General features: G+C 64.5%; 21 protein-coding genes. 7 read left to right on the forward strand and 14 right to left on the reverse strand.

Annotated features, from left to right (window positions below; translation table 11 throughout):
• Positions 1-17: 17 nt before the first annotated feature.
• Positions 18-926, reverse strand: a complete 909-nt coding sequence (locus NKI59_RS12375) for a DMT family transporter (protein ID WP_352704512.1) — start codon at positions 924-926, stop codon at positions 18-20.
• Positions 927-1,030: 104 nt separating this feature from the next.
• Here NKI59_RS12375 and NKI59_RS12380 point away from each other — a divergent pair, with 104 nt between their 5' ends.
• The gene (locus NKI59_RS12380) at positions 1,031-2,434 is read left to right on the forward strand and encodes an aminotransferase-like domain-containing protein (RefSeq protein ID WP_352704514.1); all 1,404 of its coding nucleotides are present in this window, start codon (positions 1,031-1,033) and stop codon (positions 2,432-2,434) included.
• Between the two features lie 30 nt (positions 2,435-2,464).
• Here NKI59_RS12380 and NKI59_RS12385 read toward each other — a convergent pair whose 3' ends face one another.
• The 3 genes from NKI59_RS12385 to NKI59_RS12395 form a co-directional block, all read right to left on the reverse strand.
• A complete protein-coding gene (locus NKI59_RS12385; protein WP_292664992.1) occupies positions 2,465-2,962 on the reverse strand; it encodes a MaoC family dehydratase in 498 nt (165 codons plus the stop codon).
• A gap of 138 nt (positions 2,963-3,100) precedes the next feature.
• Entirely contained in the window at positions 3,101-3,529 is a 429-nt protein-coding gene (locus NKI59_RS12390; protein WP_352454553.1) for a phasin family protein, read from the reverse strand.
• A gap of 84 nt (positions 3,530-3,613) precedes the next feature.
• On the reverse strand, positions 3,614-4,918 hold the full coding sequence (locus tag NKI59_RS12395; protein WP_352704516.1) for a DUF445 domain-containing protein: 1,305 nt from the start codon (positions 4,916-4,918) through the stop codon (positions 3,614-3,616).
• Between the two features lie 191 nt (positions 4,919-5,109).
• Here NKI59_RS12395 and rirA point away from each other — a divergent pair, with 191 nt between their 5' ends.
• On the forward strand, positions 5,110-5,571 hold the full coding sequence (gene rirA, locus NKI59_RS12400; protein ID WP_352704518.1) for an iron-responsive transcriptional regulator RirA: 462 nt from the start codon (positions 5,110-5,112) through the stop codon (positions 5,569-5,571).
• A gap of 219 nt (positions 5,572-5,790) precedes the next feature.
• Here rirA and NKI59_RS12405 read toward each other — a convergent pair whose 3' ends face one another.
• Genes NKI59_RS12405 through hemP form a run of 5 tightly spaced genes read right to left on the reverse strand, consistent with a single transcriptional unit; the run spans position 5,791 to position 9,893 of the window.
• Positions 5,791-6,579: a heme ABC transporter ATP-binding protein gene (locus tag NKI59_RS12405; RefSeq protein WP_352704520.1), complete on the reverse strand. Its 789-nt coding sequence runs from the start codon at positions 6,577-6,579 to the stop codon at positions 5,791-5,793.
• A 10-nt stretch (positions 6,580-6,589) separates the two neighbouring features.
• Positions 6,590-7,693, reverse strand: a complete 1,104-nt coding sequence (locus NKI59_RS12410; protein WP_352704522.1) for a FecCD family ABC transporter permease — start codon at positions 7,691-7,693, stop codon at positions 6,590-6,592.
• A 5-nt stretch (positions 7,694-7,698) separates the two neighbouring features.
• The gene (locus NKI59_RS12415) at positions 7,699-8,607 is read right to left on the reverse strand and encodes a heme/hemin ABC transporter substrate-binding protein (RefSeq protein ID WP_352704524.1); all 909 of its coding nucleotides are present in this window, start codon (positions 8,605-8,607) and stop codon (positions 7,699-7,701) included.
• An 11-nt stretch (positions 8,608-8,618) separates the two neighbouring features.
• Entirely contained in the window at positions 8,619-9,677 is a 1,059-nt protein-coding gene (locus NKI59_RS12420; protein ID WP_352704526.1) for a hemin-degrading factor, read from the reverse strand.
• A 9-nt stretch (positions 9,678-9,686) separates the two neighbouring features.
• The gene (gene hemP, locus NKI59_RS12425) at positions 9,687-9,893 is read right to left on the reverse strand and encodes a hemin uptake protein HemP (RefSeq protein WP_352451949.1); all 207 of its coding nucleotides are present in this window, start codon (positions 9,891-9,893) and stop codon (positions 9,687-9,689) included.
• Positions 9,894-10,092: 199 nt separating this feature from the next.
• Between hemP and NKI59_RS12430 the strand changes: the two genes are divergently transcribed.
• From NKI59_RS12430 to NKI59_RS12440, 3 genes are read left to right on the forward strand one after another with little or no spacing between them, the layout of a single operon-like run.
• Entirely contained in the window at positions 10,093-12,306 is a 2,214-nt protein-coding gene (locus NKI59_RS12430) for a TonB-dependent hemoglobin/transferrin/lactoferrin family receptor (protein WP_502901049.1), read from the forward strand.
• A 2-nt stretch (positions 12,307-12,308) separates the two neighbouring features.
• On the forward strand, positions 12,309-12,743 hold the full coding sequence (locus tag NKI59_RS12435; protein WP_502901050.1) for a hypothetical protein: 435 nt from the start codon (positions 12,309-12,311) through the stop codon (positions 12,741-12,743).
• A 48-nt stretch (positions 12,744-12,791) separates the two neighbouring features.
• Positions 12,792-14,069 (forward strand): energy transducer TonB family protein, encoded by a 1,278-nt coding sequence (locus tag NKI59_RS12440; protein WP_352704530.1) that lies wholly within the window; start codon positions 12,792-12,794, stop codon positions 14,067-14,069.
• A 66-nt stretch (positions 14,070-14,135) separates the two neighbouring features.
• On the opposite strand, the gene putA is transcribed toward NKI59_RS12440, so the two are convergent.
• Positions 14,136-17,747: a bifunctional proline dehydrogenase/L-glutamate gamma-semialdehyde dehydrogenase PutA gene (putA, locus tag NKI59_RS12445; protein WP_352704532.1), complete on the reverse strand. Its 3,612-nt coding sequence runs from the start codon at positions 17,745-17,747 to the stop codon at positions 14,136-14,138.
• 162 nt (positions 17,748-17,909) lie between these two features.
• On the opposite strand from putA, the gene NKI59_RS12450 reads away from it, so the two are divergent.
• Entirely contained in the window at positions 17,910-18,362 is a 453-nt protein-coding gene (locus tag NKI59_RS12450) for an Lrp/AsnC family transcriptional regulator (protein WP_023676441.1), read from the forward strand.
• A gap of 200 nt (positions 18,363-18,562) precedes the next feature.
• On the opposite strand, the gene NKI59_RS12455 is transcribed toward NKI59_RS12450, so the two are convergent.
• Together NKI59_RS12455 and NKI59_RS12460 are read right to left on the reverse strand one after the other, a co-directional pair.
• A complete protein-coding gene (locus NKI59_RS12455) occupies positions 18,563-19,762 on the reverse strand; it encodes a cytochrome-c peroxidase (protein WP_352577026.1) in 1,200 nt (399 codons plus the stop codon).
• Between the two features lie 7 nt (positions 19,763-19,769).
• The gene (locus NKI59_RS12460; protein ID WP_352704599.1) at positions 19,770-20,216 is read right to left on the reverse strand and encodes a FixH family protein; all 447 of its coding nucleotides are present in this window, start codon (positions 20,214-20,216) and stop codon (positions 19,770-19,772) included.
• Positions 20,217-20,373: 157 nt separating this feature from the next.
• On the opposite strand from NKI59_RS12460, the gene NKI59_RS12465 reads away from it, so the two are divergent.
• Positions 20,374-21,303, forward strand: a complete 930-nt coding sequence (locus NKI59_RS12465) for a sugar kinase (protein WP_352505788.1) — start codon at positions 20,374-20,376, stop codon at positions 21,301-21,303.
• Here the strand turns inward: NKI59_RS12465 and NKI59_RS12470 are convergent.
• Positions 21,296-22,297, reverse strand: a complete 1,002-nt coding sequence (locus NKI59_RS12470; RefSeq protein ID WP_352704535.1) for an NADP-dependent oxidoreductase — start codon at positions 22,295-22,297, stop codon at positions 21,296-21,298. The two genes, NKI59_RS12465 and NKI59_RS12470, sit on opposite strands and share 8 nt — an antisense overlap.
• A 5-nt stretch (positions 22,298-22,302) precedes the next feature.
• Positions 22,303-23,202 carry an alpha/beta fold hydrolase gene (locus tag NKI59_RS12475; RefSeq protein WP_352704537.1) on the reverse strand — a complete coding sequence of 300 codons (900 nt, stop codon included), beginning with the start codon at positions 23,200-23,202 and terminating at the stop codon, positions 22,303-22,305.
• Between the last annotated feature and the right edge of the window lie 103 nt (positions 23,203-23,305).

Consider the following 23,305-nt stretch of genomic DNA (forward strand, 5'->3'; position numbering starts at 1 on the left):
TCCGGCAGCTGGCGCACCTATCTCGCATATCTCTTGGCACCGACGACGCAAAGCACGACGGCGGCGGTGACGGCGATCATGGCGGGACTGACCTGCTCATGCAGCAGCGCTGCCGCCAGCCCGAGGCCGAAGAAAGGCTGCAGCAGTTGCAACTGCCCGACCGCGGCGATGCCGCCTTGCGCCAGGCCGCGATACCAGAACACGAAACCGATCAGCATGCTGAACAGCGAGACATAGGCCAGACCAATCCAGGCGCCCCTGCCGGCACTTTCGAACGACGGCGGCATGGTGATGAACGTCAGGGCCAGCATGAGGGGCAGCGACAGCACCAGCGCCCACGAAATCACCTGCCAACCGCCGAGTTTGCGCGACAGCGCCGCTCCTTCGGCATAGCCCAATCCACACACGATGATGGCGGCCAGCATCAGGATGTCGCCGAGCGGCGAGACCGACAGGCCTTGGGTGACTGCGAAACCGGCGACAAGGGCGCTGCCGAGGCACGAGAACAGCCAGAACGCCGGCTTCGGGCGATCACCGCCTCGAACCACACCGAAGATCGCGGTCGCCAACGGCAACAGGCCGACGAAAATGATGGAGTGAGCCGACGTGATGTGCTTGAGCGCCAGCGCCGTCAGCAGGGGAAAGCCGACCACGACGCCAAGCGCCACGATCGCCAGCGGGAACAGATCTCGCCGCTCCGGACGCTTCTGACGAAAAACGAGCAGAAGCGCCAGGCCGAGGATGCCCGCCGAAGCCGCACGGGCGACCGTTACGAACACCGGATCGAAATCCATCACCGCCACGCGCGTCGCCGGAAGCGAACCGCTGAAGATCAGCACGCCTATGAACCCGTTGACCCAGCCACTCGCCGCCCAACCACTCGCCGCCCACCTACTCGCCGCCCAACTACTCGCCGCCTTGTCCATCGATGCCCCGCTGATTTCGCCCTCTATCGGGCCGGGCGTCTGGCTCCGCCAGAGACAATCAGGTACAGTTTGACAAAACCGTCATGGTAGGGCGAGCAGTACGGATGGACGAGCAGACGACAACAGATGAGGGCAGCCGGACGCTTGTCGAAAGCGTCATGGCGACGATCAGGCACAGGATCGCCGCGCGCAGCCTCACACCGGGAGTGCGGCTGCCTTCGATCCGGGCGTTCGCCAAGGCCATGCAGGTTTCCAAATCCACCGTGGTCGAAGCCTATGAGCGTCTTGCGGCGGAAGGCATGATCCGCTCGCGGCCGGGCTCGGGTTTCTATGCCGCCGGACCGTTGGCTCCGTTGTCGCTGGCCGAGATCGGCCCCAGGCTTGACCGTGCCGTCGACCCGCTCTGGGTCTCGCGCCAATCGCTGGAAGCCGGCGACAGTGTGCTCAAACCCGGTTGCGGCTGGTTGCCGGCCGCATGGATGCCTGAGGCCGGATTGCGCCGGGCACTGCGGACGACGGCCCGCGCCGACGACGCCGCGCTGACCGACTACGGCACGCCGCTCGGCTTGCCGGCGCTACGCCATCTGCTGGCGCGGCGCATGGCCGAGCACGGCATCGAAGCCTCTCCGGACCAGATCATGCTGACGGAATCGGGCACTCAGGCGATCGACCTGCTGTGCCGGTTCCTGCTCGAACCGGGTGACACGGTGTTGGTCGACGATCCCTGCTACTTCAACTTCCATGCCCTGTTGCGCGCCCATCGTGCCAAGGTGATCAGCGTCCCCTACACGCGCTCGGGTCCGGACATCGAGTTGTTCGCGCAGGCGCTGAACGAGCACCGGCCGCGCCTCTACATCACCAATTCGGCGCTTCACAATCCGACCGGCGCGATATTGTCGCCGGTCGTTGCCCATCGGCTGCTGAAGCTCGCCGACCAGTCGGGGCTGACGATCATCGAGGACGATATCTTCGCCGATTTCGAACACACACCGGCGCCCAGGTTGGCTGCCTTCGACGGCCTCAGCCGGGTCATCCATATCGGAAGCTTTTCCAAGACGCTTTCGGCATCGGTGCGCTGCGGCTTCATCGCCGCTCCTCGCGACTGGATGGAAGGTTTGACCGATCTCAAGATTGCCACATCCTTTGGCAGCGGGCGACTTGCATCCGAACTGGTGCTGGCGCTGCTGAAGGACGGGCTCTATCGCAAGCACGTCGATCTGCTGCGCGCGCGGCTCTCGCGCGCCATGGAAGAAACCGGCACCCGCCTCAGGGCGATCGGCATCGTGCCATGGATAGATCAGCCCGCCGGCATGTTTCTATGGTGCAGGCTGCCGGAGGGGATAGATGCCGCGGATGTCGCCCGCCATGCCCTGTCGGCCAATGTCGTGCTTGCGCCCGGCAATGCGTTCAGCCTGTCCCGTTCGGCCAGCCGTTACATGCGCTTCAATGTCGCCCAATCGGGAGACGACCGGGTTTTCAGGGCGCTTGAAGAGGCGATGTCGCGTTGATTGCGCTGCCGCAAAACTGAGGCTGAACTCTCAGGTGCCGGCCCGCTTGCGGCGTGCGTAAAGCATGACGAGCGTCTCGGCGGTCAGCGCCGGCCTCTGCTCGCCTTCGATCTCGACCGTATTGGCGGCCTTCATTAGATATTGCCCCGGACCTTTGTCTTCCATCGACAACAGCGTGGTGCGCAGCCTGATACGCGAGCCGACCCTGACCGGCGCCACGAAGCGCACTTTGTCGAAACCGTAATTGAACGCGGCCTGCGTGTTTTCGGGTACGATCCCCATCTCGAGCGCCAGCGCGCCGATGATCGACAGGGTCAGATAGCCATGCGCGATCGTGGTGCGGAACGGGCTTTGCCGCTTCGCCCGCTCGGGATCGACATGGATCCATTGATGATCGCCCGTGCATTCGGCAAACTGGTCGATGCGGTGCTGATCGACCAGCGTCCAGTCCGAGACGCCTAATTCCTGCCCGGCCATCGCCCTGAGTTGCTCGAAGGTCGGCGGCGTCCTCGGCCGTATCTGCGTCATTCCTGCTTTCCCGATCGCTTGCCTGTTCCGGACCACGACGGGCCGCCCCTGTCAATTCGCCAGTGCGATTCCAGCCCATAATCTTCGGCCGCGAACCGCCAGTCTTCGCCGCCGGCAAGCGTGCTGCCGGGGAACAGCTTATTTCTTGTCGTGGCCGGCGCGGATCTCCTCCATCGCCTCCTTGATGCGGCTGCGCAGGATTTCGATCGATTCGGTGCCGGACGCCCTCGCCAGTTCGGCCATCTCGCCGGCATTCTTCAGCGCGGTCTCGAAGGATTTCCTGGCGAACGCCGCCTGCTTCTGCATCATTTCCTGCGGATTGCCGGGCGCTCTGTAGCTTTGTGCCATGTCGGTGATTTCGCGCAGCGTGTCCTGCAGCATCTCGCGTTGCCTTGACAACAGCGCGGAGGCTCCAGCGGCGCTCGCCCGTGCCGACTTCTCCAGCGCTTCCAGGTTCTTGGCGTGGTGGGCGAGGATCGCCTCGACGTCGACATTCGGCAGCTTCAGGTCGCGGCCGAACTTGCCGAACATGTCGATGAAGGACTCGGACTCCGGTCGTTTTGCCATGCTGGTTCTCTCCCCCTTGTTGCCGTGAGCGCCGCCACTGCACGGAAGATAGTGCAGCGAAGCTCAGCGGTCCATTCGGACGAGTCAGCCGACAAGAAACAGCCGTTCGGCAGTGTAGAGCACGAGCCCGGCAAGGCCACCGATGATCATGCCGTTGAAGCGGATATATTGCAGGTCCTTGCCGATGTTCATTTCGATAAGCCTTGTCAGTTGCGCGAGGTCCCAGCGCTTGACCTGGTCGGCGATGAACTTCGACACGCCGCTCTTCTGGCTTTCGACGAAGGACGCCAGCGCCACGATGAACCCCTGGTTCATGTCGGCCCTGATCTGCGCGTCGTCGGCAAGATGGCGGCCGACCTCGACGAACATGGTGGCGAGATGGTCGCGGATCATCGAATTCGGCGCCTTGGCGTCCTGTTCGATGAACAGCCGCAGGCTGTCCCACATATCGCCGGCCAGCGCGCTGAGCTCCGGCCGGGCAAGGAAATCGCGCTTCAGCTTTTCGGCGCGCCTGGCATATTGTTTGGATGTCCTCAGCCGCTCGACGAAGGTTTCGACGAAAAGGTCGAATTCGGCTCGCATCGGATGGTGCGGATCGGCCCGCACCTCATCGAGCAGCGAGCCGGCCGACGCAATGATCTTCTTCAACAGATAGGCGTCGGCGCGAAACAGGTTGAACAGCGACGGCAGTTCCTCGCGGATCTTCTCGCGCATCGTCGCCAGCGCCTGCTCGTCGCTCAGGAAGCGGCCGACCACCTTGGTGAACTCGTCGAATAATTTCTGGTGGCGGCGATCGTCGGTCAGCGCCGACAGCAGCTCGGCGGCGAGCGGCGCCAGCGGCACCTTTTCGATCTGCTCCAGCATGCGGCTGGTGACGAAGCCGCGCAGTCCGGATTGCTCGACCGCCGCCAGGGTCTGCGGCACCAGCCGGCCGACGAAGCGCGACAGGTCGGCGGCGCGGTTCGGGTCGGCCAGCCAGTCCGCGACCAGCGCCGAAAAGTCGACTTCGGCGAGCTTTTCGCGCACCGGTTCCGGCGCCAGGAAATTGACCTCGATGAAGCGGCCGAGATTGTCGGCGATGCGGTTCTGGTTCTCCGGGATGATGGCCGTATGCGGGATCGGCAGGCCGAGTGGCCGCCGAAACAGCGCCACCACCGCATACCAGTCGGCCAGCCCGCCGATCGTCGCCGCCTCGGCGAAGGCGGCTACGAAGCCCAGCCACGCATGCCGGCTCTCGAACGATTTCGCCACCGCAAAGACCAGCACGCAAAACGCAAGTGCTGCGGCGGCGATGAACTTGGTGCGCCTGAGCGCCGAAAGCTTGGCGTCGGCATCGGCGTCGAACCGGACGGACGCAACGGATGCAAATGCCGGGGCTGGTCGTGACATGATGGGCCGCTCCTGATCGTGTATGCGAATTTATCTAGTGTCGCCTGCCCCAGAAAGCGCGCCGCTGGTTCCGGTGCGCGCAATCGTGCACGCAAACTTGACGCCGGAATTCATCTATTATGCAGCGCCAGTCTGGAATTGTTCCAAACTATAGGCCATATTGACGCCAACCACTGTTATGTGAGGACACAATGCGGCTTACCCGTCAGACCAACTACGCCATGCGCATTCTGATGTATTGCGCCGCCAACACCGAGCAGTTGAGCCGCATCCCCGAGATCGCCGCCGCCTATTCGGTATCGGAACTTTTCCTGTTCAAGATCCTGCAGCCGCTGGTCGAAAACGGCCTGATCGAAACGGTGCGCGGCAGGAATGGCGGCGTCAGGCTCGGCCGCGCGGCCGAATCAATCAGCCTGTTCGATGTCGTGCGGGTAACGGAGGAAAGCTTTGCCATGGCCGAGTGCTTCGAGAACGACGCCGCCGAATGTCCGCTGGTCGACAGCTGCGCGCTGAATTCAGCATTGCGCGAAGCGCTCAACGCCTTCTTCGCCGTGCTGTCGCGCTACACGATCGCCGATCTGGTGGCGGCGCGCCCGAATGTGCGGCACCTGCTCGGCATCGACATGCTGGTGCAAAGGGCGCCGGCCGCCTGATTTCTGGTCGCATCTCAGTTGGTGAGGTCTGTTGAGATTCAGGTCAGGCCGAGCCGAAAATGGCGCGTTCCGAGAACCGGAACGGAGCGTACGTTTGGGTACGTGAGTACCGGCCTGCGCCGGCCATAGCCTTAACTGCCGCACCTCTCATGAATGCTTCGGCCGGCGAAGGCCGGAAGCGCAGGAAACCGCCATTTGCAGGCCGGCATCACCTGAATATCAACAGACCGATTGCGGCAATACGAACGGCATGTTTGCCGCCGGCAACACGCCGACCTTCAGCCGGCAATCGAAGACCTTTTCGATCAGCTCGTCGCTGAGCACCTGTTGCGGCGAACCTGTAGCGGCGAGCCTGCCGCGATGCATGACGAAAATCCGGTCGGCATACATCGCCGTCAAATTGAGGTCGTGCAGGATGGCGACCACGCCGCCTCCCCGTCTGGCGAAATCACGCGCGATGTCCATGATGATCAGCTGGTGCTTGATGTCGAGGCTGGACACCGGCTCGTCGAGGAACAGATAGCGCGGCTTGCCGTCGAGCACCGGCGCCCAGACCTGGCAGAGTACGCGGGCAAGCTGCACGCGCTGCTGTTCGCCGCCGGACAGCTCCTGGTAGAAACGGCCGGCAAAACCGTCGAGGTCGACGCGAGCCAGCGCCCGTTCGGGCAGGCGCTGGTCCTCGCCGGACAGCGCGCCGGAGCGCCCGCCGACCAGGCCCAGCCTGACGATCTCACGCACGGTGAACGGGAAGGACAGCGTCGTCGCCTGCGGCAGCACCGCACGGACCGTCGCCGCCTCGACCGGCTTCATCGCCGATAGATTGCGGCCGTTGACGGTGACCTCTCCCGAATAGCCAAGATCGCCGGACAGTGCTCTGAGGAAGGTCGTCTTGCCCGAACCGTTGGGGCCGACGATGGCCGCGATTTCGCCGGGCCGCGCCTCGAAATCGACATTGGCGACAATGCGCTTGCCGCCGATCGCCACCGAGACATCGCGCGCTTCGATCATAGGCAAACTTTCACAGGTCGATGACGCCGCGCTTGCGCAGCAGGATCCACAGGAAGAACGGCGCACCGGCGACAGCGGTGACGATGCCGATCGGCAATTCGGCCGGCGCGACGATGGTGCGGGCGACGGCGTCGGCCAAAAGCAGCAGCGCCGCACCAAGCAGGGCCGATGCCGGCAGCAGGTAACGGTTGTCGGGGCCGATCAGCAGACGCAGCAGATGCGGCACGACGATGCCGACGAAGCCGATGCCGCCGCTGACGGCGACCGACGCGCCGACCGCTGCCGAGACGCCGACGATCGCGGTGTATTTCAGCCGCTGCACCGGAATGCCGAGATGGCCGGCCGTGGCCTCGCCGAGCGCCAGCGCGTTGAGGCCGCGCGCCAGGAACGGCATTGCCGCCAGCGCCAGCACGATGACCGGCCCGACGGAGCCGATCTTCTGCCAGGTTGCTCCGCCCAGCGAGCCGAGCTGCCAAAAGGTCAGGTCGCGCAATTGCCGGTCGTCGGCCATGAAGATCAGGATGCCGGTCAGCGCCATGGCAAGCGCTGCCAGCGCGATGCCGGCGAGCAGCATGGTGGCGACCGATGTTTGACCTTGTCGCGTGGCGACCTGATAGAGCAGCAATGTCGTCGCCAACCCGCCGCAGAACGCAGCCAGCGGCAGAGCCAGCGTGCCGAGCGCCGTAGTCAGCGGCGCCAGCATGGTCGAGCCAAGCACGATGACGGCGACCGCACCGAGGCTCGATCCGGCCGAAACGCCGATCAGGCCTGGGTCGGCCAGCGGATTGCGGAACAAGCCCTGCATGACGGCACCGGAGACGGCAAGCGATGCGCCGATCAGCACGCCCAGAACGACGCGCGGCAGACGGATGTCATGGATGATCAGGCGGTCGCGGGCGCTCAACGCCGCGTCGCCGGGCAACGCGCCGAACAGCCAGTCATGCATGACGCCGATGGCCGAGGCATCGGATGCGCCGGAGGTCAGCGACAACAGCACGGCGATAGCCAGCCCGACGCAGAGCAGCACGATGACGAGGCGGGCGGGCCGCGAACGGTCACCCTCGGCTGCCATCGCCATGATGCCCGCCGCACCGGCGATCGAATGATCGGCCATCGCGCTCAATCCGTGACCTGGCCGCCATAGAGCGAGACGGCGAGGTCGTGGATGGCGTCGGCCGTGCGCGGGCCGAACCCGAGCAGATAGCCGCCGTCCATGCGGATCAGCTTGCGGGCGGCACCCGCCGGCGTCGAAGCCACGGCGGGGTTCGAAAACAATTCGTCATCCGCGGTGGCCGACCCCGCATTGTTCATCATCAGGATCACGTCGGGCCTGGCGGTGATGACCGCCTCGTCCGACAATTGCTTGTAGCCGGCAAAGCCGTCGACGGCGTTGATGCCGCCCGAAAGCTTGATGATGCCGTCGGCGGCGGTGTCGCTGCCGGCGGCAAGCAGCTTGCCGCCCTGCATCGACAGCACGAACAGGACGCGCTTGCGATCCTTGATCGAGGCGGTCTGCTTTTCGGCTGCCTTCAGCTTGGCGTCTATCTGGGCCGCCAGCGCATCGGCCTTGGCCTCGGTGCCGAGCGCCTTGCCGACGATGTGGATCTTTTCGAGAATGCCTTGATTATCATAGCGCTCGGTCACCTCGATGAACGGGATGCTCGATTTCTTCAAGACGTCGACGGCTTCCTTCGGTCCGCTGCCGTGCAGGGCCAATATGCCCGACGGATTGACCGAGAGCACACCCTCCGGCGATAGCTGGCGCATGTAGCCGATATCCGGCAGTTCCACCGCCGCTTGCGGATAGCGGCTGGTCGAATCGCGTGCGACAAGGCGATCCTGTTCGCCGAGCGCGTAGACGATCTCGGTGATCGAGCCACCAATAGCCACGATCCTCGAGCGATCGGCGAAAGTCGCGATGCCCTCGGCGGCTTGAGCCGGCATCAGCGTGGCGAAGGCCAGGAAAACAGCGGCCACAGGACCAGGCGCCGACCTGGAGACCGATGCCAGCCTGGAGAAAAGAACCATCGTCGTTTTCCTCAGGCTGCGGTCGGGCTTGGGATACGCGGCAGGTTTTCGGCCAGAAAGCGCCAGTCTTCGCGCTCGCTTTCGCCTTCATGCCGCTTACCGAAGAACTGGATGATCATCTTGCCGTCGGCGCCATAGACTTCGAGCGACGTGACATAGCCGTCCTTGGTCGGCTTGCGCACGGCCCAGACCTCATCGATGTGGTCGGTCCGCAGGTGCAGATGGAAGGTCTCGTCGAGCACGTTGAGCCATGGTCCCATCGGCTTGATCGAGGCGACGGGGCCGGAATGGATCTGGATGCAGCCGCGATTGCCGACAAAGCACATGATCGGCATGGCACCGGCAGCGGCGTGATGGAACATGGCGCTCACCGCATCCTTGTCGACCAGCCAGGCGTAGTCCTGGCCGACCATTCGCACCGCCTGTCGGCGGCTGATCTTCAGTGTCTTCAGCATGCCGAAGAACTGGTGCACGTCGGTCAGCTGGCTCCAGCGGTTGCGCAGATCGTCGACGCTCGCCGAATTGTCCGCGGTCTCGGTCTCGTCAGCCGTGCCCGCTGAAATCGCCACCGCCGGCTCCTGGTTCGGCGATTCCAGCCCGGCCATCAGTTTCTGATAGGCGTAAAGGTTGGAGGCTGGCCTGAGATGCACCTTGTGTACCGCCTCGCCTGCGGTGTCGAAGAACTGCAGGCTGCGGCGGATGTCGGCGCCGTCGCGCTTTTCCACGGCAAAGCCGTGCGCCCAAACTTTTGGGAAAATACGCAGGTCGATATTTTCGCCGAGCACCATGGCATTGTGATTACCGGTGACGACCTTGTCGTAGACGCCGATCTTCTCGTGCACCGCGCTTTCGTTGCGGGTCAGCGCCATCACCTCACCGACAGCTTCGAGGCCAGTCAAAAGGTCGTTGACACGCGGCTCGACGCGCACGACGCCGTCGCCGCAATGCGCGGCGACCAGTTCGGCCTCCGAAATACCGAGCTGGGCGGCGAGGTCGCGCTCGCGCATTTTCGGATTGTCTGCCCGTGCCCGCCGGATCTCGTGCGGGGCGGGTTTTACGCGCTGGTCCATTTCTGCCACCTACTTGTTGAGGATGAGCTTGCCCTGCCGGGTGATCTTCAGCCGGTACAGCGCACCATGATGCTCGATGCCGATCTCGTGCTCGCCCTGGAACAGCGTGTTGCTGGACAGCGTTCTCACGGCCGATTGGACCCGGTCGAAACGGACGGAATTTTCGTCGGAACGGCGGACGCGATAGCGAAAGTCGCTGGGATTGTGCGTGTTCATGGGTTCGATCCCTTTCCTGTGCCTGGCATCTGGCTCGGCGCCTGCGTGAAATGCCGATTCAATTCTTGACTCGAATGATCATGTTATCTAGCAGTGCAATACCGGAGTAAATGAGTCAACATTTAAGACGCCGGACGATGAAAAATGCCAGCGAGCCCCAAGCCAGCCAGCATCGAACATGGATTCTTGGAGTTGCAGCATGGGGTTGGCGAATTGGGGACGGCTGGCGGGCAGCGGCCTGACACATTGTTCTATGACAAGCAAAATGGCCGCGTTGCTGGCCGGCGCGGCGGCGATCCCGCTGCTCGCCACACCGGCCGGCGCCCAGCAGGCCGCCCAACCGGCAGCCGACCAGCAGCAGACTGACCCGTCTCAACAGCCCGAAAAGGTAAAGCCGGCCCCGGCGGGTACCACACTGCTCGACAAGATCCTGATCCTCAGCCGTACCGGCGAGACGGCGATCGAGTCGCTTGCTTCAGCCAGCCATGTCGACGAGGAACAGCTCGAGCGCCGCATGGCGACGACGCCCAACGAAATGCTGTTCGGTGTGCCGGGTGTCGCCGTCCAGGCCGACGCAAGGCGTGTCAGTTCCAGCATCAACATCCGCGGCCTGCAGGATTTCGGCCGCGTCTCCGTCATCGTCGACGGCGCCCGCCAGAATTTCCAGCGCTCGGATCATGGCACGCAATCGACCTTCTACATCGATCCCGAACTGATCAAATCCGTCGATGTGATCCGCGGCCCGGTCGCCAACACCTACGGCTCCGGGGCGATCGGCGGCGTCGTATTTTTCGACACCAAGGATGCGCAGGATTTCCTCAGGCCCGACGAGACCTGGGCGGCATCCGCGACCGGGCGCTACGAAACCAACGGCGAAGGCTGGACCACCAGCGCCACCGGCGCCTATCGGATCAACGAGAACTGGGACGTGCTCGGCAATATCGTCTACCGCGACTATGACGACTACAAGCATGGCGGCGGCGACACTGTAGCGGGCACCGGCTTCGACGTCTTGAGCGGCCTCCTCAAGACGACCATCCGCCCCAGCGAAAACAGCGAGCTGAAGCTGGGCTGGATCGGCTCGAACGACGGATGGACCGAGACCAGCGGCAGCGCGCCGGTGAACGACGCCGACCTGAAGGCGAATACCTTCACGGCCCGCTACAACATCACCGACGAAGACAAGAGCTGGCTCGACCTCCACATCAACGCATCCTACAACGAGACCAAGCTCGATCTGACGACCCTTGTCGCGCAAAACCGGTTTGATCCGGTCACCGGTCTGCCCGTGGTTTTGCCGGCGGGTTCGAAATCGACGTTCGACATCGGCACCTCCGGCATCGACATTTGGAACACGTCGAGGTTCGAGACCCTGGGCATCGCGCATGAGCTGACCTATGGCGGCGACTGGGTCGGCGACGATGTCGACACGGGCGGCACGGCAGGCGGCGACAGTTTCTACACGCCCTCGGGCGATAGAAACGTCTCCGGCGCCTACGTCCAGGACAAGGTCACCTGGGACTGGCTCGAGGTCATCGCCGGGCTGCGCTACGACAGCTACAAGCTCGACAGCGATGTCGGCGAAACCTCGGGTGACCGGCTGTCGCCACGCATCACGGTGGGCGTGTCGCCCTTCGAAAGCGCCAGCCTTTCCGGACTGCAATTCTACGGCACCTACGCGGAAGGCTATCGTTCTCCATCGCTGTCGGAGACCCTGATCAGCGGCAACCATCCGGCAGGCGTCAGCTTCCCGTTCCTCCCCAATCCCAATCTCAAGCCCGAAACCGGCAAGACCGTGGAGTTTGGCGTCAATTACAGCACCAACGGCGTCATTGAGGCTGATGACGCGCTGCGGCTGAAGGCGGCCTATTTCAACAACAATGTCGATGACTACATCGACGGCGTGACGCTCTCGGCGTTCGACCCGACCAGCGGCTGCCCGTTCGGTCCGGGCATACCGATCTGCTTCCAGTATCAGAATTTCGCCAAGGCCAAGATCCACGGCTTCGAGATGGAGGGCGTCTATGATGCCGCCTGGGGCTTTGCCGGGCTTTCGGCGTCGTTCACCGATGGCCACACGATTTCCTATGAAGGCGAACGGGCAGACCTTGTCACCGTCCCCTCCTCCCAGATCACCGGGCAACTCGGCTTTCGCTTCCTCGAGGACAGGCTGACCATCGGCGGCGAGGTGCAGTACAACGGCAAGCCGCAGGGCAACCCGGTGGCCAAGGACTATACGCTGGTCAATGCCTTCGCCAGCTACCAGACGACCGACAATTTCAAGGTCGATTTCCGCGCCGACAATCTGTTCGACGTCAAATACGCCAACCCGCTGAACGCATCGACGACGAGCGTCGTCTACGAGCCCGGCGTCACCCTGAAGCTGGCGGCGACGATGAGGTTTGGAGGCTGACGATGAGGCAAGGCGTGACAGCATCCCTTCGTCTGTTCGCCGCGGCGCTGGCAATGTCGCTTGTTGCGGCTCCGGCGTGGACACAACAGCAAGCACCGGCGCTGATCCTCGAGCTCAATGGCGCGCAGCCCTCCGACAAGGGCTGCCGCCTGACCTTCGTCGTCACCAACAATCTCGGCGCCGGTCTTTCCAAGGCGGCGTTCGAGATCGCGCTGTTCAACGAGGCCGGCGTCGTCGACCGGCTGACCGTGCTCGACTTCAAGGAGCTGCCGGCAGGCAAGACCAAGGTGACGCGTTTCGATCTTGCCGGCACGGATTGCGGCAAGGTCAGCCGCGTGTTGATCAACAGCGCCACGGAATGCGCCGGCGCCGAGCCGAATGCCTGCATGCGCGGGCTGAAGACGCAGACCAGGACCGGCATCGCCTTCGGGGTCTGAATTTTGGGACCGGAACCCGCATTCGCACGAAACCCCGTCGCGTGGCCATTGGCCGGTTTCCTGCCGCCGGAACCGGACGATCCGGATTTCGCCATCCCGCGCGGGGCGCTGCTTGTTTCGCCGCGCGACAGGCCGGAAGACAGTTACATCGCCGATGCCGACGGCGACTTGCCGACGGTGCCTGCGGAGCCATTGCGGCAGACCCGAAAGATGCAGCGGCGCCGCAACTGGACGGTCGCGATCGCCTGCTCTTGCGCATTCCACGTGGCGGTGGCGCTGGCCTTCCTCACGCTGGCGGACGACCGGCCAAGGATCGAAGGTGCCGACCAGCAAGGCGAAATGCTGCTCGGCGCCGACCCGCAGCAGGCAGCCGGCGATGCCGCAGACGACCCGGACGTCGCCAACGTGACGATGGTGACCATGCTGGACGCCAAGCCGGTCGAAACGGTCGAGGCGCAGGTGGCCGCGGCAGAGGAGACGCTCCAGCCGGCCACCGATGCGGCGGAGACATCGGACAAAGAAGTGGTTGAGCCGGTCAACGAGGCCGCCACGGAAACTGCTGCGCCTGCCGATCGCACCGAACCAGCACCCGCGCAGCCGGCGCGCCAGGACCCATCGCCCGACGTTCTTGTGACCGACAGGCTGGTGCCTGCCGACGACAATGCCGTGCCGCCGCCAGTCGGTGCGGCCGAAACGGCCGAGCCTGCCGAGACAAGCGCACCGGCACCAGCCGATCCGAAGCCAGCCGAAACAGTTCAGACGACCGAGACAGTCGGCGCGGCGGAAGAACCGAAGCCGGACAGGCCGGAGCCCAAGCAGCCGAAGAAGGCAACCGCAAAGAACAAGCCGGCCAGGAAGGCCGAACCAAACGAGCCTGAAAAGCCGGCCCTGCGCAGGAAGGCGAGCAAGGCACTTGCGAAAGCCGATTCCAAGAAGAAAAAGACCGGCTCCGGCGGCCGCGACGAAACGGATGTCGCGCGCGGCATGGCCGACGGCAAGAAGGACGGCAAGATCCTGACCGCCAGCAGGGGCGGCAAATCAGGCATCGGCAATGCAGCCGTCACGAACTATCCCGGCAAGATCAGGTCAAAACTGGTGCGGGCCTTCAATTCGACACGCACGCGCGCCACCGGCACAGCTACGGTTGCCTTTACCGTCGGCTCGAACGGCAGCGTCCGGTCGGCCAGGCTGACGGGCAGTTCGGGTGTTGCCGCGCTGGACAAGGCCGCACTCGACGCAGTCCGCCGGGCTTCTCCCTTTCCCCCTATTCCAGACGGAGCCGGTCGCTCGGCCTGGCAGTTCGAGGTGCCGCTCGGTATCAGGTAGCGATCGTCCCCATGCCGGCACCAGTTGGCGCCGCCTGCCCGCGACACGCGAGCCCTGGCGAAACCCTCAGGCCGCGGCCAGCAGGCTGGCATTGCCGCCCGCCGCCGTGGTGTCGACGCAGACGGCGCGCTCGTGGGCGTAGGCGGCCGGATAATAGACTTCGCTGATCAGCGGCACGATCGGGCCGGCGCGCTCGGCGATGACCTTGCGCACGATGCGCGCGGCCTCGGGCGTGCCGGAAAAGGCGACGACATCGACCCGCAGCGAGCGCGCTTCGACCGGGTCCGGCCGCCCATCGATCGCCGCGAGCGGCAGGCCCTTGCCGGTCAATGATGAAAGTGCCGCCGGCGCGCCGGGTGCGACGGCGAGCACGGCATTGCCGGCGGCCAGCGCCTGGATCGTCTGCGCAAGCAGCGTATCCGCGTCGGGACCCAGACACAGCACGCGCCCGCGCGGCGACAGCGACAGCGTGTTGGCCTCGCCGGTCGGCCCGGGCAGATCGACCTGGCCGAAATCGATGCCGGCGGCAGTGCCGATAGCCGCGGCGCCCTTGCCGCGCAGATGTTTCCTCAGGATGGCGACGCGATCCGGCCGCGTCGACCAGCCGCCAAACGCCGGGTCCGGCAGATTGTCGGCGAGCTCGGTCGCCGTCACCTTGCGGCCTTCGGCAAGATGGGTGCCGGCCTCCGGTCCCTTGCGGAAGCGTCGAAGATAATGTGGGCCGCCGGCCTTCGGCCCGGTGCCGGAAAGGCCCTCGCCGCCGAACGGCTGCGCGCCGACGACGGCGCCGATCTGGTTGCGGTTGACGTAGATGTTGCCGGCATGGATGCCATCGACGAAATGCTGGGCGCGGCCTTCGATGCGGGTGTGCAGGCCAAAGGTCAGGCCATAGCCTTTGCGGTTGATCGCAGCGATCACCGCATCGATCTCGTCGGCATCGAAGGTGGCGACATGCAGCACGGGGCCGAACACCTCGCGCTCCAACTCCTCGATGCCCTTGACCCGAAAGACGTGCGGGGCGACGAAGCGGCCGTCCTTCGGCGCTTCGAGCTTGGCGATCAGCCGGCCCTGCAGGCCCATTTTGGTGCAATAGTCACGGATCGACGCTTGCGCCTCGTCATCGATGACCGGGCCGACATCGGTCGAGATCCGCCACGGGTCGCCGAGGCTGAGCGCTTCCATCGCGCCTTTCAGCATCTCAAGCATCTTCTTCTCGACGTCCTTCTGGACGTAGAGAATGCGCAATGCCGAGCAGCGCTGGCCGGCGCTCTGGAAGGCGGAGGCGAGGATGTCGCGCACCGCCTGTTCGGGAAGTGCGGTGGAATCGACGATCATGGCGTTGAGGCCGCCGGTCTCGGCAATCAGCATGGCGTCAGGCGCGGCGGTGTCGGCGAGCTGCTTTTCGATCAGCTTGGCGACCTCGGTCGAGCCGGTGAAGCAGACGCCGGCAATGCGCGGATCGGCGGTCAGCGGGCCGCCGACCGTGGGGCCGTCGCCGGGCAGAAGCTGGATGATATCTTCCGGCACGCCGGCCTCGCGCAGCAGCTGGACAGCGCGGAAGGCGATCAGCGGCGTCTGTTCGGCTGGCTTGGCGATCACCGAATTGCCGGTGACGAGTGCCGCTGCAATCTGGCCGGTGAAGATGGCGAGCGGAAAATTCCACGGCGAGATGCAGGCGATGGCGCCGCGCGCCTCGGTGCCCGCCTCGGCATTGGCGGCCTCGGCCGCATAGTAGCGCAGGAAATCGACCGCCTCGCGCACCTCGGCAACGCCGTCGGCGAGCGACTTGCCGGCCTCGCGGCTGGCAAGCGCGAAAAACTCGACGGCATTGGCTTCGTAGAGATCAGCCGTGCGGTTGAGGATGGCGGCACGCTCGGCGACCGGGCGTCTTGCCCATGCCGGTTGTGCCTCGACGGCGATGCGCACGGCGGTCTCGACCTGCTTGGCGCCGGCCTCGCTGACCGTGCCGACCACTTCGGAAGGTTTTGCCGGATTGACCACCGGACGCTGCTTGCCGTAGCCGGCGGCGCGGCTGACCGGCTTGGCGTGCCAGCGCTCCGGCCCGGCGAACTCGGCCCTCGCCTTGTCGATCGCAGCCAGCGTCAGCGTGTCGGTGATATCGAAGCCCTTGGAATTGCGCCGGCCGGGGCCAAAGATCGCCGACGGCGGCACGATCGCCGGATTGGCGGCGGGGCCTTGTTTCTCCATCGTGTCGATCGGGTCGCGGGCGATGTCCTCGGGCTCGACCTCTTCATCGGTAAGCTGGTGGACAAAGGAGGAATTGGCGCCGTTCTCCAGCAGCCGGCGGACCAAATAGGCGAGCAGGTCGGAATGCGCGCCGACCGGCGCATAGATGCGGCAGCGCGTGCCTTCGGCCCGCCGCACCGTCTCATGCAGCGCCTCGCCCATGCCGTGCAGCCGCTGGAACTCGAACGTATCGCGGTCCGTCGTCATCGACAGGATGGCGGCGACGGTGTGGGCGTTGTGGGTGGCGAATTGCGGGTAGATCCGGTCGGTCATCGACAAAAGCTTCTTCGCGCAGGCCAGGTAGGAGACGTCGGTATTGGCTTTGCGGGTAAAAACCGGATAGCCGTCGAGCCCGAGCGTCTGCGCCCGCTTGATCTCGGTGTCCCAATAGGCGCCCTTGACCAGCCGCACCATGATGCTGCGGTCGTATTTCCTCGCCAGCTCATTGAGCCAGTCGATGGTGAAGGCCGCGCGCGGACCGTAGGCCTGCACGACGACGCCAAAGCCGTTCCAGCCGGCAAGCTCCGGTTCGGCCAGTACCCGTTCGATGACGTCGAGCGACAGGTCGAGGCGGTCGGCCTCCTCGGCGTCGATGTTGAGGCCCATGCGCGAATGGCGCGCCGCCAGCGCCAGCGACAGCAGCCGCTCGGCCATGACGGGCAGCATCGTTTCCTTCTGCGTCACTTCATAGCGCGGATGCAGCGCCGACAGTTTTACCGAAATGCCGTGGTTCTGGCGGATGTCGGGGCCGTTGGCGCCGGCATCGAGCGAAGAGACGGCATCGGCATAGGCCTTGAGGTAGCGCAGCGCGTCGGCCTCGGTGCGGGCCGCCTCGCCCAGCATGTCGAAAGAATAGAGATAGCCCTTCTGCGTCATCGGTCGGCCGCGCCTGACCGCCTCGGCAATGGTGCGGCCGAGCACGAACTGCTCGCCCATCTCGCGCATCGCCGCCGCCACCGCCTTGCGGATGACCGGCTCGCCGAGCCGGCGCACCATGGCGCGCAGCGTGCCTTCGATGCCGCCCTCGCCCTCGTCGAGCACGCGACCGGTCAGCATCAGCGCCCAGGTCGACGCATTGATGAAGATCGAGCTCGAGCCGCCCGAATGCGCCGACCAGTCGTGCGGCGCGATCTTGTCGGCGATGAGGTCGTCCATCGTCTCGGTGTCGGGCACGCGCAGCAGCGCCTCGGCCAGGCACATCAGCGCCACGCCCTCCTTGGTCGAGAGGCCATAGGCGGACAGGAAGACCTCCATCAGCCGCGGATCGGACGAGCCGCGCACCGCGCGCACTAGATCGGCGGCACGGGCCGAAATCGCGTTGCGGTCTTGCGCGGACAGCCCGGCCGCCTCGGCCAGCCGCTTCACCGCCTGGTCTTCGTCGGGCAAATAATTGGCACGGATTTGCTGGCGGATGGTGTCGAGCGCTGGCATGGCGGTCCTGTAGAGCGAGCATAAGGGAGCGGGCCGGCGGTCACCGGACCGAACGGCGCAAGCTAACATAAGTAGGGATTGCAGTCGGTCCAAAGAAGTCGACAGAACAGATCGATCGATCTATCATTAGGACTGATCACCTCCAATTCGACCAGGAATCCAGTGACAGAAGACCAATTGGACCGGATCGACAGGAACATCCTGTCGGCTCTGGGCAGCAATGGCCGGCTTTCCATGTCGGAACTGGCGGCGAAAGTCGGCCTGTCGAAGACGCCGGTGCAGGCACGAGTCAAACGGCTGGAGAAGGACGGCTTCATCAGGGGCTACCAGGCGATCATCGACCGTGAGCGCATGGGCGAAGGCCATGTCGCCTTCGTCCAGGTGAAACTGTCCGACACCCGCTCGGCCGCGCTCGACGCCTTCAACCGCGCCGTGCAGGCGGTGCCGGAGATCGAGCAGTGCCACATGATGGCATCGAGCTTCGACTATCTGCTGAAGGTCCGCACCACCGACATCGCCGCCTACCGCCGCGTGCTCGGCGAGCGCATCTCCGCCCTGCCGCACGTAGCCCAGACCTCTACGTTTGTCGCGATGGAGACGGTGAAGGATCGGTAGGAAACGCCGGCGGGACAGCGCCCCCCTCTGTCCTGCCGGACATCTCCGCCTCCAGGGGGAGATCGGTTGTCACTGCCGCTTTCGCCAATCTCTAAACGTCGCAGGAGTGAACGGCGCACCGAAGCTGCCAATCTCCCCACTAGAGGGGGAGATGTCCGGCAGGACACAGGGGGGCGCGAAGGATCGCTACCCCGCCAACCTCACTCCGCCAGCGTCTTCAGAAATGCCACCAGCGCCGCGCGCTCGCGGTCCGAAAGCTGCAGCGGGTGGACCTCCGACACACCCTCGACACTTGCCGGCGCCTTCGAATAATGCGCCACCACCTCGTCCAGCGAGGAAAACTGCCCGGCATGCATGTAGGGCGGACGGGTGGCGCCACCGCGCAGCGACGGCGTCTTGTAGGCGCGGACGAGTTCCGGCCCGGTCTTGACCATGAAGCGCAACTCGCGGCAGGCGCTGGCATCGCCGTCGCGAAAGGCGCCGAAACAGTTGAACGGATCGGCCTCGACCTGCGCCACCGCCTCGACGCGGCCGCGATCCGGCGGCAGGCCCGCGACCGGCGGCACGCCGGTGTTGTGGAAGCTGCCGTCGGTAAAACGCGGGCCATTGTGGCAGGTCACGCAATTGGCCTTGCCGATGAACAGCTTCAGGCCGAGGATTTCCTCCGGCGAAAAGGCGGCGCCGCCTTTCGGCTCGGCGCCCGCAGCCAGGTCGATGGCAAAGCGGTCGAAGCGTGTCTGCGGCGGCGCGATCGAGCGCTCGAAGGCAGCGATCGCCTTGCCGATATTGGCAAAGACGCGGTTGACGTCCTCGGCTTGGCTGGCGGGCATGGCGTTCCAGGCCGCCTTCTCGGCATCGGTGCCGAGCGGGCCGGCATTGGCCGGCACGCCCGAAAGGTCCGGCAGCGGCCCGAAGATGCGCTCGTAGCGCTCGCCGAAGCGGGCCTTGATGTAATGCGCGAAGGCGGCGCGGTTGCCGGCCTGCTCCAGCGGATTTTCGAGCGGTGTCAGCGCTTGCGCCCACAGGCTGTCGCGCCGCCCGTCCCAGAAGAACCAGGGATCATGCGCGACGCCGGCCAACGGCATGGTACGACGGTTGGTGCGGCCGACGCCGACCGCTTGCGGCAGGTCGTCCTGGAACTGCCGGTCGATCTTGTGGCAGGTCGAGCACGATACCGTGCCGTCGCCGCTCATCCCGGTGTCGAAAAACAGCGTCGAGCCGAGTGCCGCGGCGGCCGGCACATCGGCGAAGCGATTGGTGGTATCGGGCTTCAGCGGCGGCAGCTTGGACAGCGCCAGCGAGGCGATGGTCTGCTTTTCGGCATCGGAAAACTCCGGTCTGCCGCAGCCGGCAAGCACGGCCACCACCAGCAACGCGAGAAGACTGGGAAACCGGCTCATCAGTGGCTCACAGCACCACATTGAAGACGACAGTGTCCGAACCGGCCGCAGCGGAAATGGCAAAATGCAATTGCCACCACCCGCTCATCGTGAATTTGACCCCGTCGATGCGATAGCACCCCGCGCCGAGGTAATCGGTCGCCTGCGGGCTGGTCGGCAGACCGTGCTTGTGCTGCGGCATGCCGCCGGAAATCGTTATCGCAGCACCTTCCACCGGCGCACCCTCGACGGTTTTGAGCGTGAGCAGCCAGGATTCCAGTTCGCCCTGCCGGATGACGCCTTTCTCGGGCTCGAAAGTCGCCACGAACAGCTTGTTCGCCGTCGTCTTGGAACGGCCGACATCCGAACTTGGTTGCGGTGCATGCGGCGCCGTCAGATCGACGATTGCCAGCACGCCGGCGAGTAAGGCAGCCAAGCCGAGGCCTCCAAGAAGATAACGCCATAACGATGCCAAACCCATTCCTGTTCTGCGGATAACGTTTCGCTGGGCAGATCGCGTCCCACGCCCCTGTGGGAAATCGCGCCCAGTGCAAGAATCCGCCGTCACCAAGCATGGCGCTGCCGGCTGCAAAAAGCTACAGCACCGCAATTGCAGGATGGAGGAGTGCTTCATGGCAGGAAACGGCATCGCCTCGATCGGCGAGTGCATGCTAGAGCTTTCGGGCCAGGCCGGGCCGAACTGGCGCATGGGCTTTGCCGGCGACACGTTCAACACTTTGTGGGCGCTGCATGCCTTGAGCGGCGAGCGGCCAGCGACCTATGTGTCGGCCTTCGGCGACGACCCGTTCTCACGGGACCAGATCAAGTTCCTGGCCGAGAACGGCATCGGCATCGGCGCCAGCCCGGTGATAGCGGGCGCCCGCCCCGGCCTCTATGCGATCACGCTGACCGGCGCCGAACGTTCTTTCACCTATTGGCGGGCCGATGCGGCCGCAAGGCAGTTGGCTTCGGACCCAGCCGCTTTGCAGAAAAGCCTTGAAAACCAGGCGCTTGTCTATTTTTCCGGAATCACTTTGGCAATCCTCGACGAGGCTCCACGCAAGGTACTGCTGACGGCCGTGGCCACGGCGCGCGCGGCCGGCTCGCTGATTGCCTTCGATCCCAATTACCGGCCGCGGCTGTGGCGCCGGCGCGAGGACGCGCAGGCCGCGATCCTCGAGGCACTCGCCGTCGCCGACATCGCGCTCCCGACCTTTCCCGACGAGCAGATGCTGTTTGGTGATACGACACCGCAGAAAACAGCCGAACGGCTGCGAAAGCTGGCCGGCGAAGTCGTCGTCAAGAACGGTGAGGAACCGGCGCTGATCGCGCAAAACGGAACCTTGCAATCGGTTCCGGCGGTGCATGTCGCCGCGCCGGTCGACACCACCGGCGCCGGCGACTCCTTCAACGGCGCCTACCTCGCCGCCCGCCTTGCCGGCCATGCCCCGGCAGAGGCGGTGCTGCGCGCCCATCGCGTCGCCGCCGCCGTCGTGCAGGTGCGCGGCGCCCTGGCGCCGTTCGAGACGCTCAAGGCTGCGTTCGAGGCAACTGCTATCTGACCTTGATGACGACCTTGCCCTTGGCGCGTCCTGTTTCGACATAGGCCAAGGCGTCATTGGTCGCTTCGAATGGAAAGACCCGATCCACAACCGGGCGGATCGCGCCGGCTTCGATGAGAGCGGTGATTTTGCTCAGCTGATCGCCCTGCGCCCACATGAAAAGGAACGAAAACTGCACACCACGGCGCTTGGCTTTGGCCCGAATTCCGCGACTCAGGAAGCGCAGCACCAGCCTCAGCATCAAGTTCAGTCCCTTTTCCCTGGCAAATTCGGCATCCAGTGGACCGGAGATGGAGATGAGCTTGCCACCCGGTTTCAGCACGCTCAGGGATTCTTCCAGTGTCTTGGCGTCCTGGCTGTTCAAGACGACATCGTAGCCCGACAGAACTTTCTCGAAGTCGTCTTTCCTGTAGTCGACGACGACATCGGCGCCGAGACTTTTGACCAGATCGGCACTCGCCGCGCTCGCGGTTGTCGCAACGGTCGCGCCGAGGTGCTTGGCCAACTGAATAGCAAATGTCCCGACGCCGCCGGAACCAGCCTGAATGAAGACCTTCTGCCCCTTCTTCAGGTTTGCCCGTTCGATGAGCGTCTGCCAGGCGGTGAGACCGACCAGGGGAATCGACGCCGCCTCTTCCATACTGAGATTCTCGGGCTTCAAGGCTACGTCGGCCTCATTCACGGCAATGAATTCGGCGAATGTCCCAATCCGGCCGTCGCGCGGCCGCGCATAGACCTCGTCGCCGGCCTTGAACTTGCTGACTTTCGATCCCACGCGGATAACCTTCCCAGCCACGTCGTGGCCCAGGATGAAGGGCCGGCGATAGGGCAGGATGAGCTTGAATTCTCCGGTTTTGACCTTGGAATCGAGCAGGTTCACCCCTGCGGCATGGACCTCGACCAAGACATCGCTGTCCTGGAGCTCCGGCTCCGGCATTTCGGCCAGCCGCAGGGTGCCCTTTTTATTATACTTATCGACAACGAATGCCTTCATGGCAGTTACTTTCTAAGAATGTCTGTTGCTGTTCGGGACGAAACAAGCCGAACGTTTTCAGCTGCATGGCCGCCCTGCGGCAAGGCCTCAGCCTCGAGGAAGGACAGCGCCTTCGGGACAAAATCGGCGTAGTTCTGAAATACCCCGCCATGCCCGGCATCCGGGTAGATGACCAGATGCGCCCCAGGGATACGCCCGGCGAGATCGTAGGTATTGCTGCTCGGCACCATCCTGTCCTGGTCGCCATTCGCAACCAAAGTGGGAATGCGGATGGTGCTCAGGTCTTGTGGCGCCTGGAGTCCGTAGGCCTTGATCGCCTTGAGTTGCGCGCCGAACGCGCTCAGCGATATCGCCTTGTCCCGGTTGTTCCGGCGCTCCTTCAGCCGTTCCAGAAATGCGTTTGCGGCGCGGCGCCCATTCGGCGTTCTTGTGAAGAAGAGATAGTACTTCGGATCCCGAAAAGTCAGCGCGCCCTTGATCATGTCCACGATCGTCAGCGGCGTCACCTTGTCGATGCCTTGCCCACCGGCCGGCCCCGTGCCAGCCAGGATGAGTTTGCGCACAAGCTTGGGCTCGGTCAGCACAATCTCTTGCGCCACGAAGCCGCCGAGTGAAAAGCCGAAGAGATCGACTTCTTCGAACCCCAGCGCCCGGACAAAGGCGATTGCATCCCGCGCCATGCCGGAAATGGTCGACGGAGTTTTGCCACCCGAAGCACCGATGCCGCGATTGTCGAAGGCAATTACCCGCCGGGTCGCAGCGAGGCCATCGACGATGCGCGGATCAAAATTGTCCAGCTGAGCAGCCAGATGGTTGAGCAGGATCACTGGCACGCCCGTCCTGGGCCCGAGTTCCCTGTACGCAAAAGCTATGCCGCCGACATCGACGGAGCGTTGGCGCGTCATGGAACAACGCCGGTGAACGCGGCGACCGATTGGATCTATGTGTCATGCTTGGCGCCTCCGTTTCGTAGGGCCTGGCCAAATGTGTCGTAGTTGCTAGTCGCAT

The sequence above is a fragment of the Mesorhizobium sp. M0598 genome (assembly GCF_040320865.1).
In the GTDB taxonomy this organism is placed as follows: Bacteria; Pseudomonadota; Alphaproteobacteria; order Rhizobiales; family Rhizobiaceae; genus Mesorhizobium.

Bases quoted from the DNA above. Each gene is read 5' to 3' on its own strand.
- putA (WP_352704532.1), bottom strand. From the start codon at position 17,747: ATGCCAGCGCTCGACACCATCCGCCAGCAAATCCGTGCCAATTATTTG.
- NKI59_RS12420 (WP_352704526.1), bottom strand. From the start codon at position 9,677: ATGGACCAGCGCGTAAAACCCGCCCCGCACGAGATCCGGCGGGCACGG.
- NKI59_RS12435 (WP_502901050.1), top strand. From the start codon at position 12,309: ATGAGGCAAGGCGTGACAGCATCCCTTCGTCTGTTCGCCGCGGCGCTG.
- NKI59_RS12465 (WP_352505788.1), top strand. From the start codon at position 20,374: ATGGCAGGAAACGGCATCGCCTCGATCGGCGAGTGCATGCTAGAGCTT.
- NKI59_RS12455 (WP_352577026.1), bottom strand. From the start codon at position 19,762: ATGAGCCGGTTTCCCAGTCTTCTCGCGTTGCTGGTGGTGGCCGTGCTT.
- rirA (WP_352704518.1), top strand. From the start codon at position 5,110: ATGCGGCTTACCCGTCAGACCAACTACGCCATGCGCATTCTGATGTAT.
- NKI59_RS12395 (WP_352704516.1), bottom strand. From the start codon at position 4,918: ATGTCACGACCAGCCCCGGCATTTGCATCCGTTGCGTCCGTCCGGTTC.
- NKI59_RS12405 (WP_352704520.1), bottom strand. From the start codon at position 6,579: ATGATCGAAGCGCGCGATGTCTCGGTGGCGATCGGCGGCAAGCGCATT.
- NKI59_RS12430 (WP_502901049.1), top strand. From the start codon at position 10,093: ATGGGGTTGGCGAATTGGGGACGGCTGGCGGGCAGCGGCCTGACACAT.
- NKI59_RS12470 (WP_352704535.1), bottom strand. From the start codon at position 22,297: ATGAAGGCATTCGTTGTCGATAAGTATAATAAAAAGGGCACCCTGCGG.
- NKI59_RS12375 (WP_352704512.1), bottom strand. From the start codon at position 926: ATGGACAAGGCGGCGAGTAGTTGGGCGGCGAGTAGGTGGGCGGCGAGT.
- NKI59_RS12415 (WP_352704524.1), bottom strand. From the start codon at position 8,607: ATGGTTCTTTTCTCCAGGCTGGCATCGGTCTCCAGGTCGGCGCCTGGT.
- NKI59_RS12410 (WP_352704522.1), bottom strand. From the start codon at position 7,693: ATGGCCGATCATTCGATCGCCGGTGCGGCGGGCATCATGGCGATGGCA.
- NKI59_RS12385 (WP_292664992.1), bottom strand. From the start codon at position 2,962: ATGACGCAGATACGGCCGAGGACGCCGCCGACCTTCGAGCAACTCAGG.
- hemP (WP_352451949.1), bottom strand. From the start codon at position 9,893: ATGAACACGCACAATCCCAGCGACTTTCGCTATCGCGTCCGCCGTTCC.
- NKI59_RS12390 (WP_352454553.1), bottom strand. From the start codon at position 3,529: ATGGCAAAACGACCGGAGTCCGAGTCCTTCATCGACATGTTCGGCAAG.
- NKI59_RS12380 (WP_352704514.1), top strand. From the start codon at position 1,031: ATGGACGAGCAGACGACAACAGATGAGGGCAGCCGGACGCTTGTCGAA.
- NKI59_RS12475 (WP_352704537.1), bottom strand. From the start codon at position 23,202: ATGACGCGCCAACGCTCCGTCGATGTCGGCGGCATAGCTTTTGCGTAC.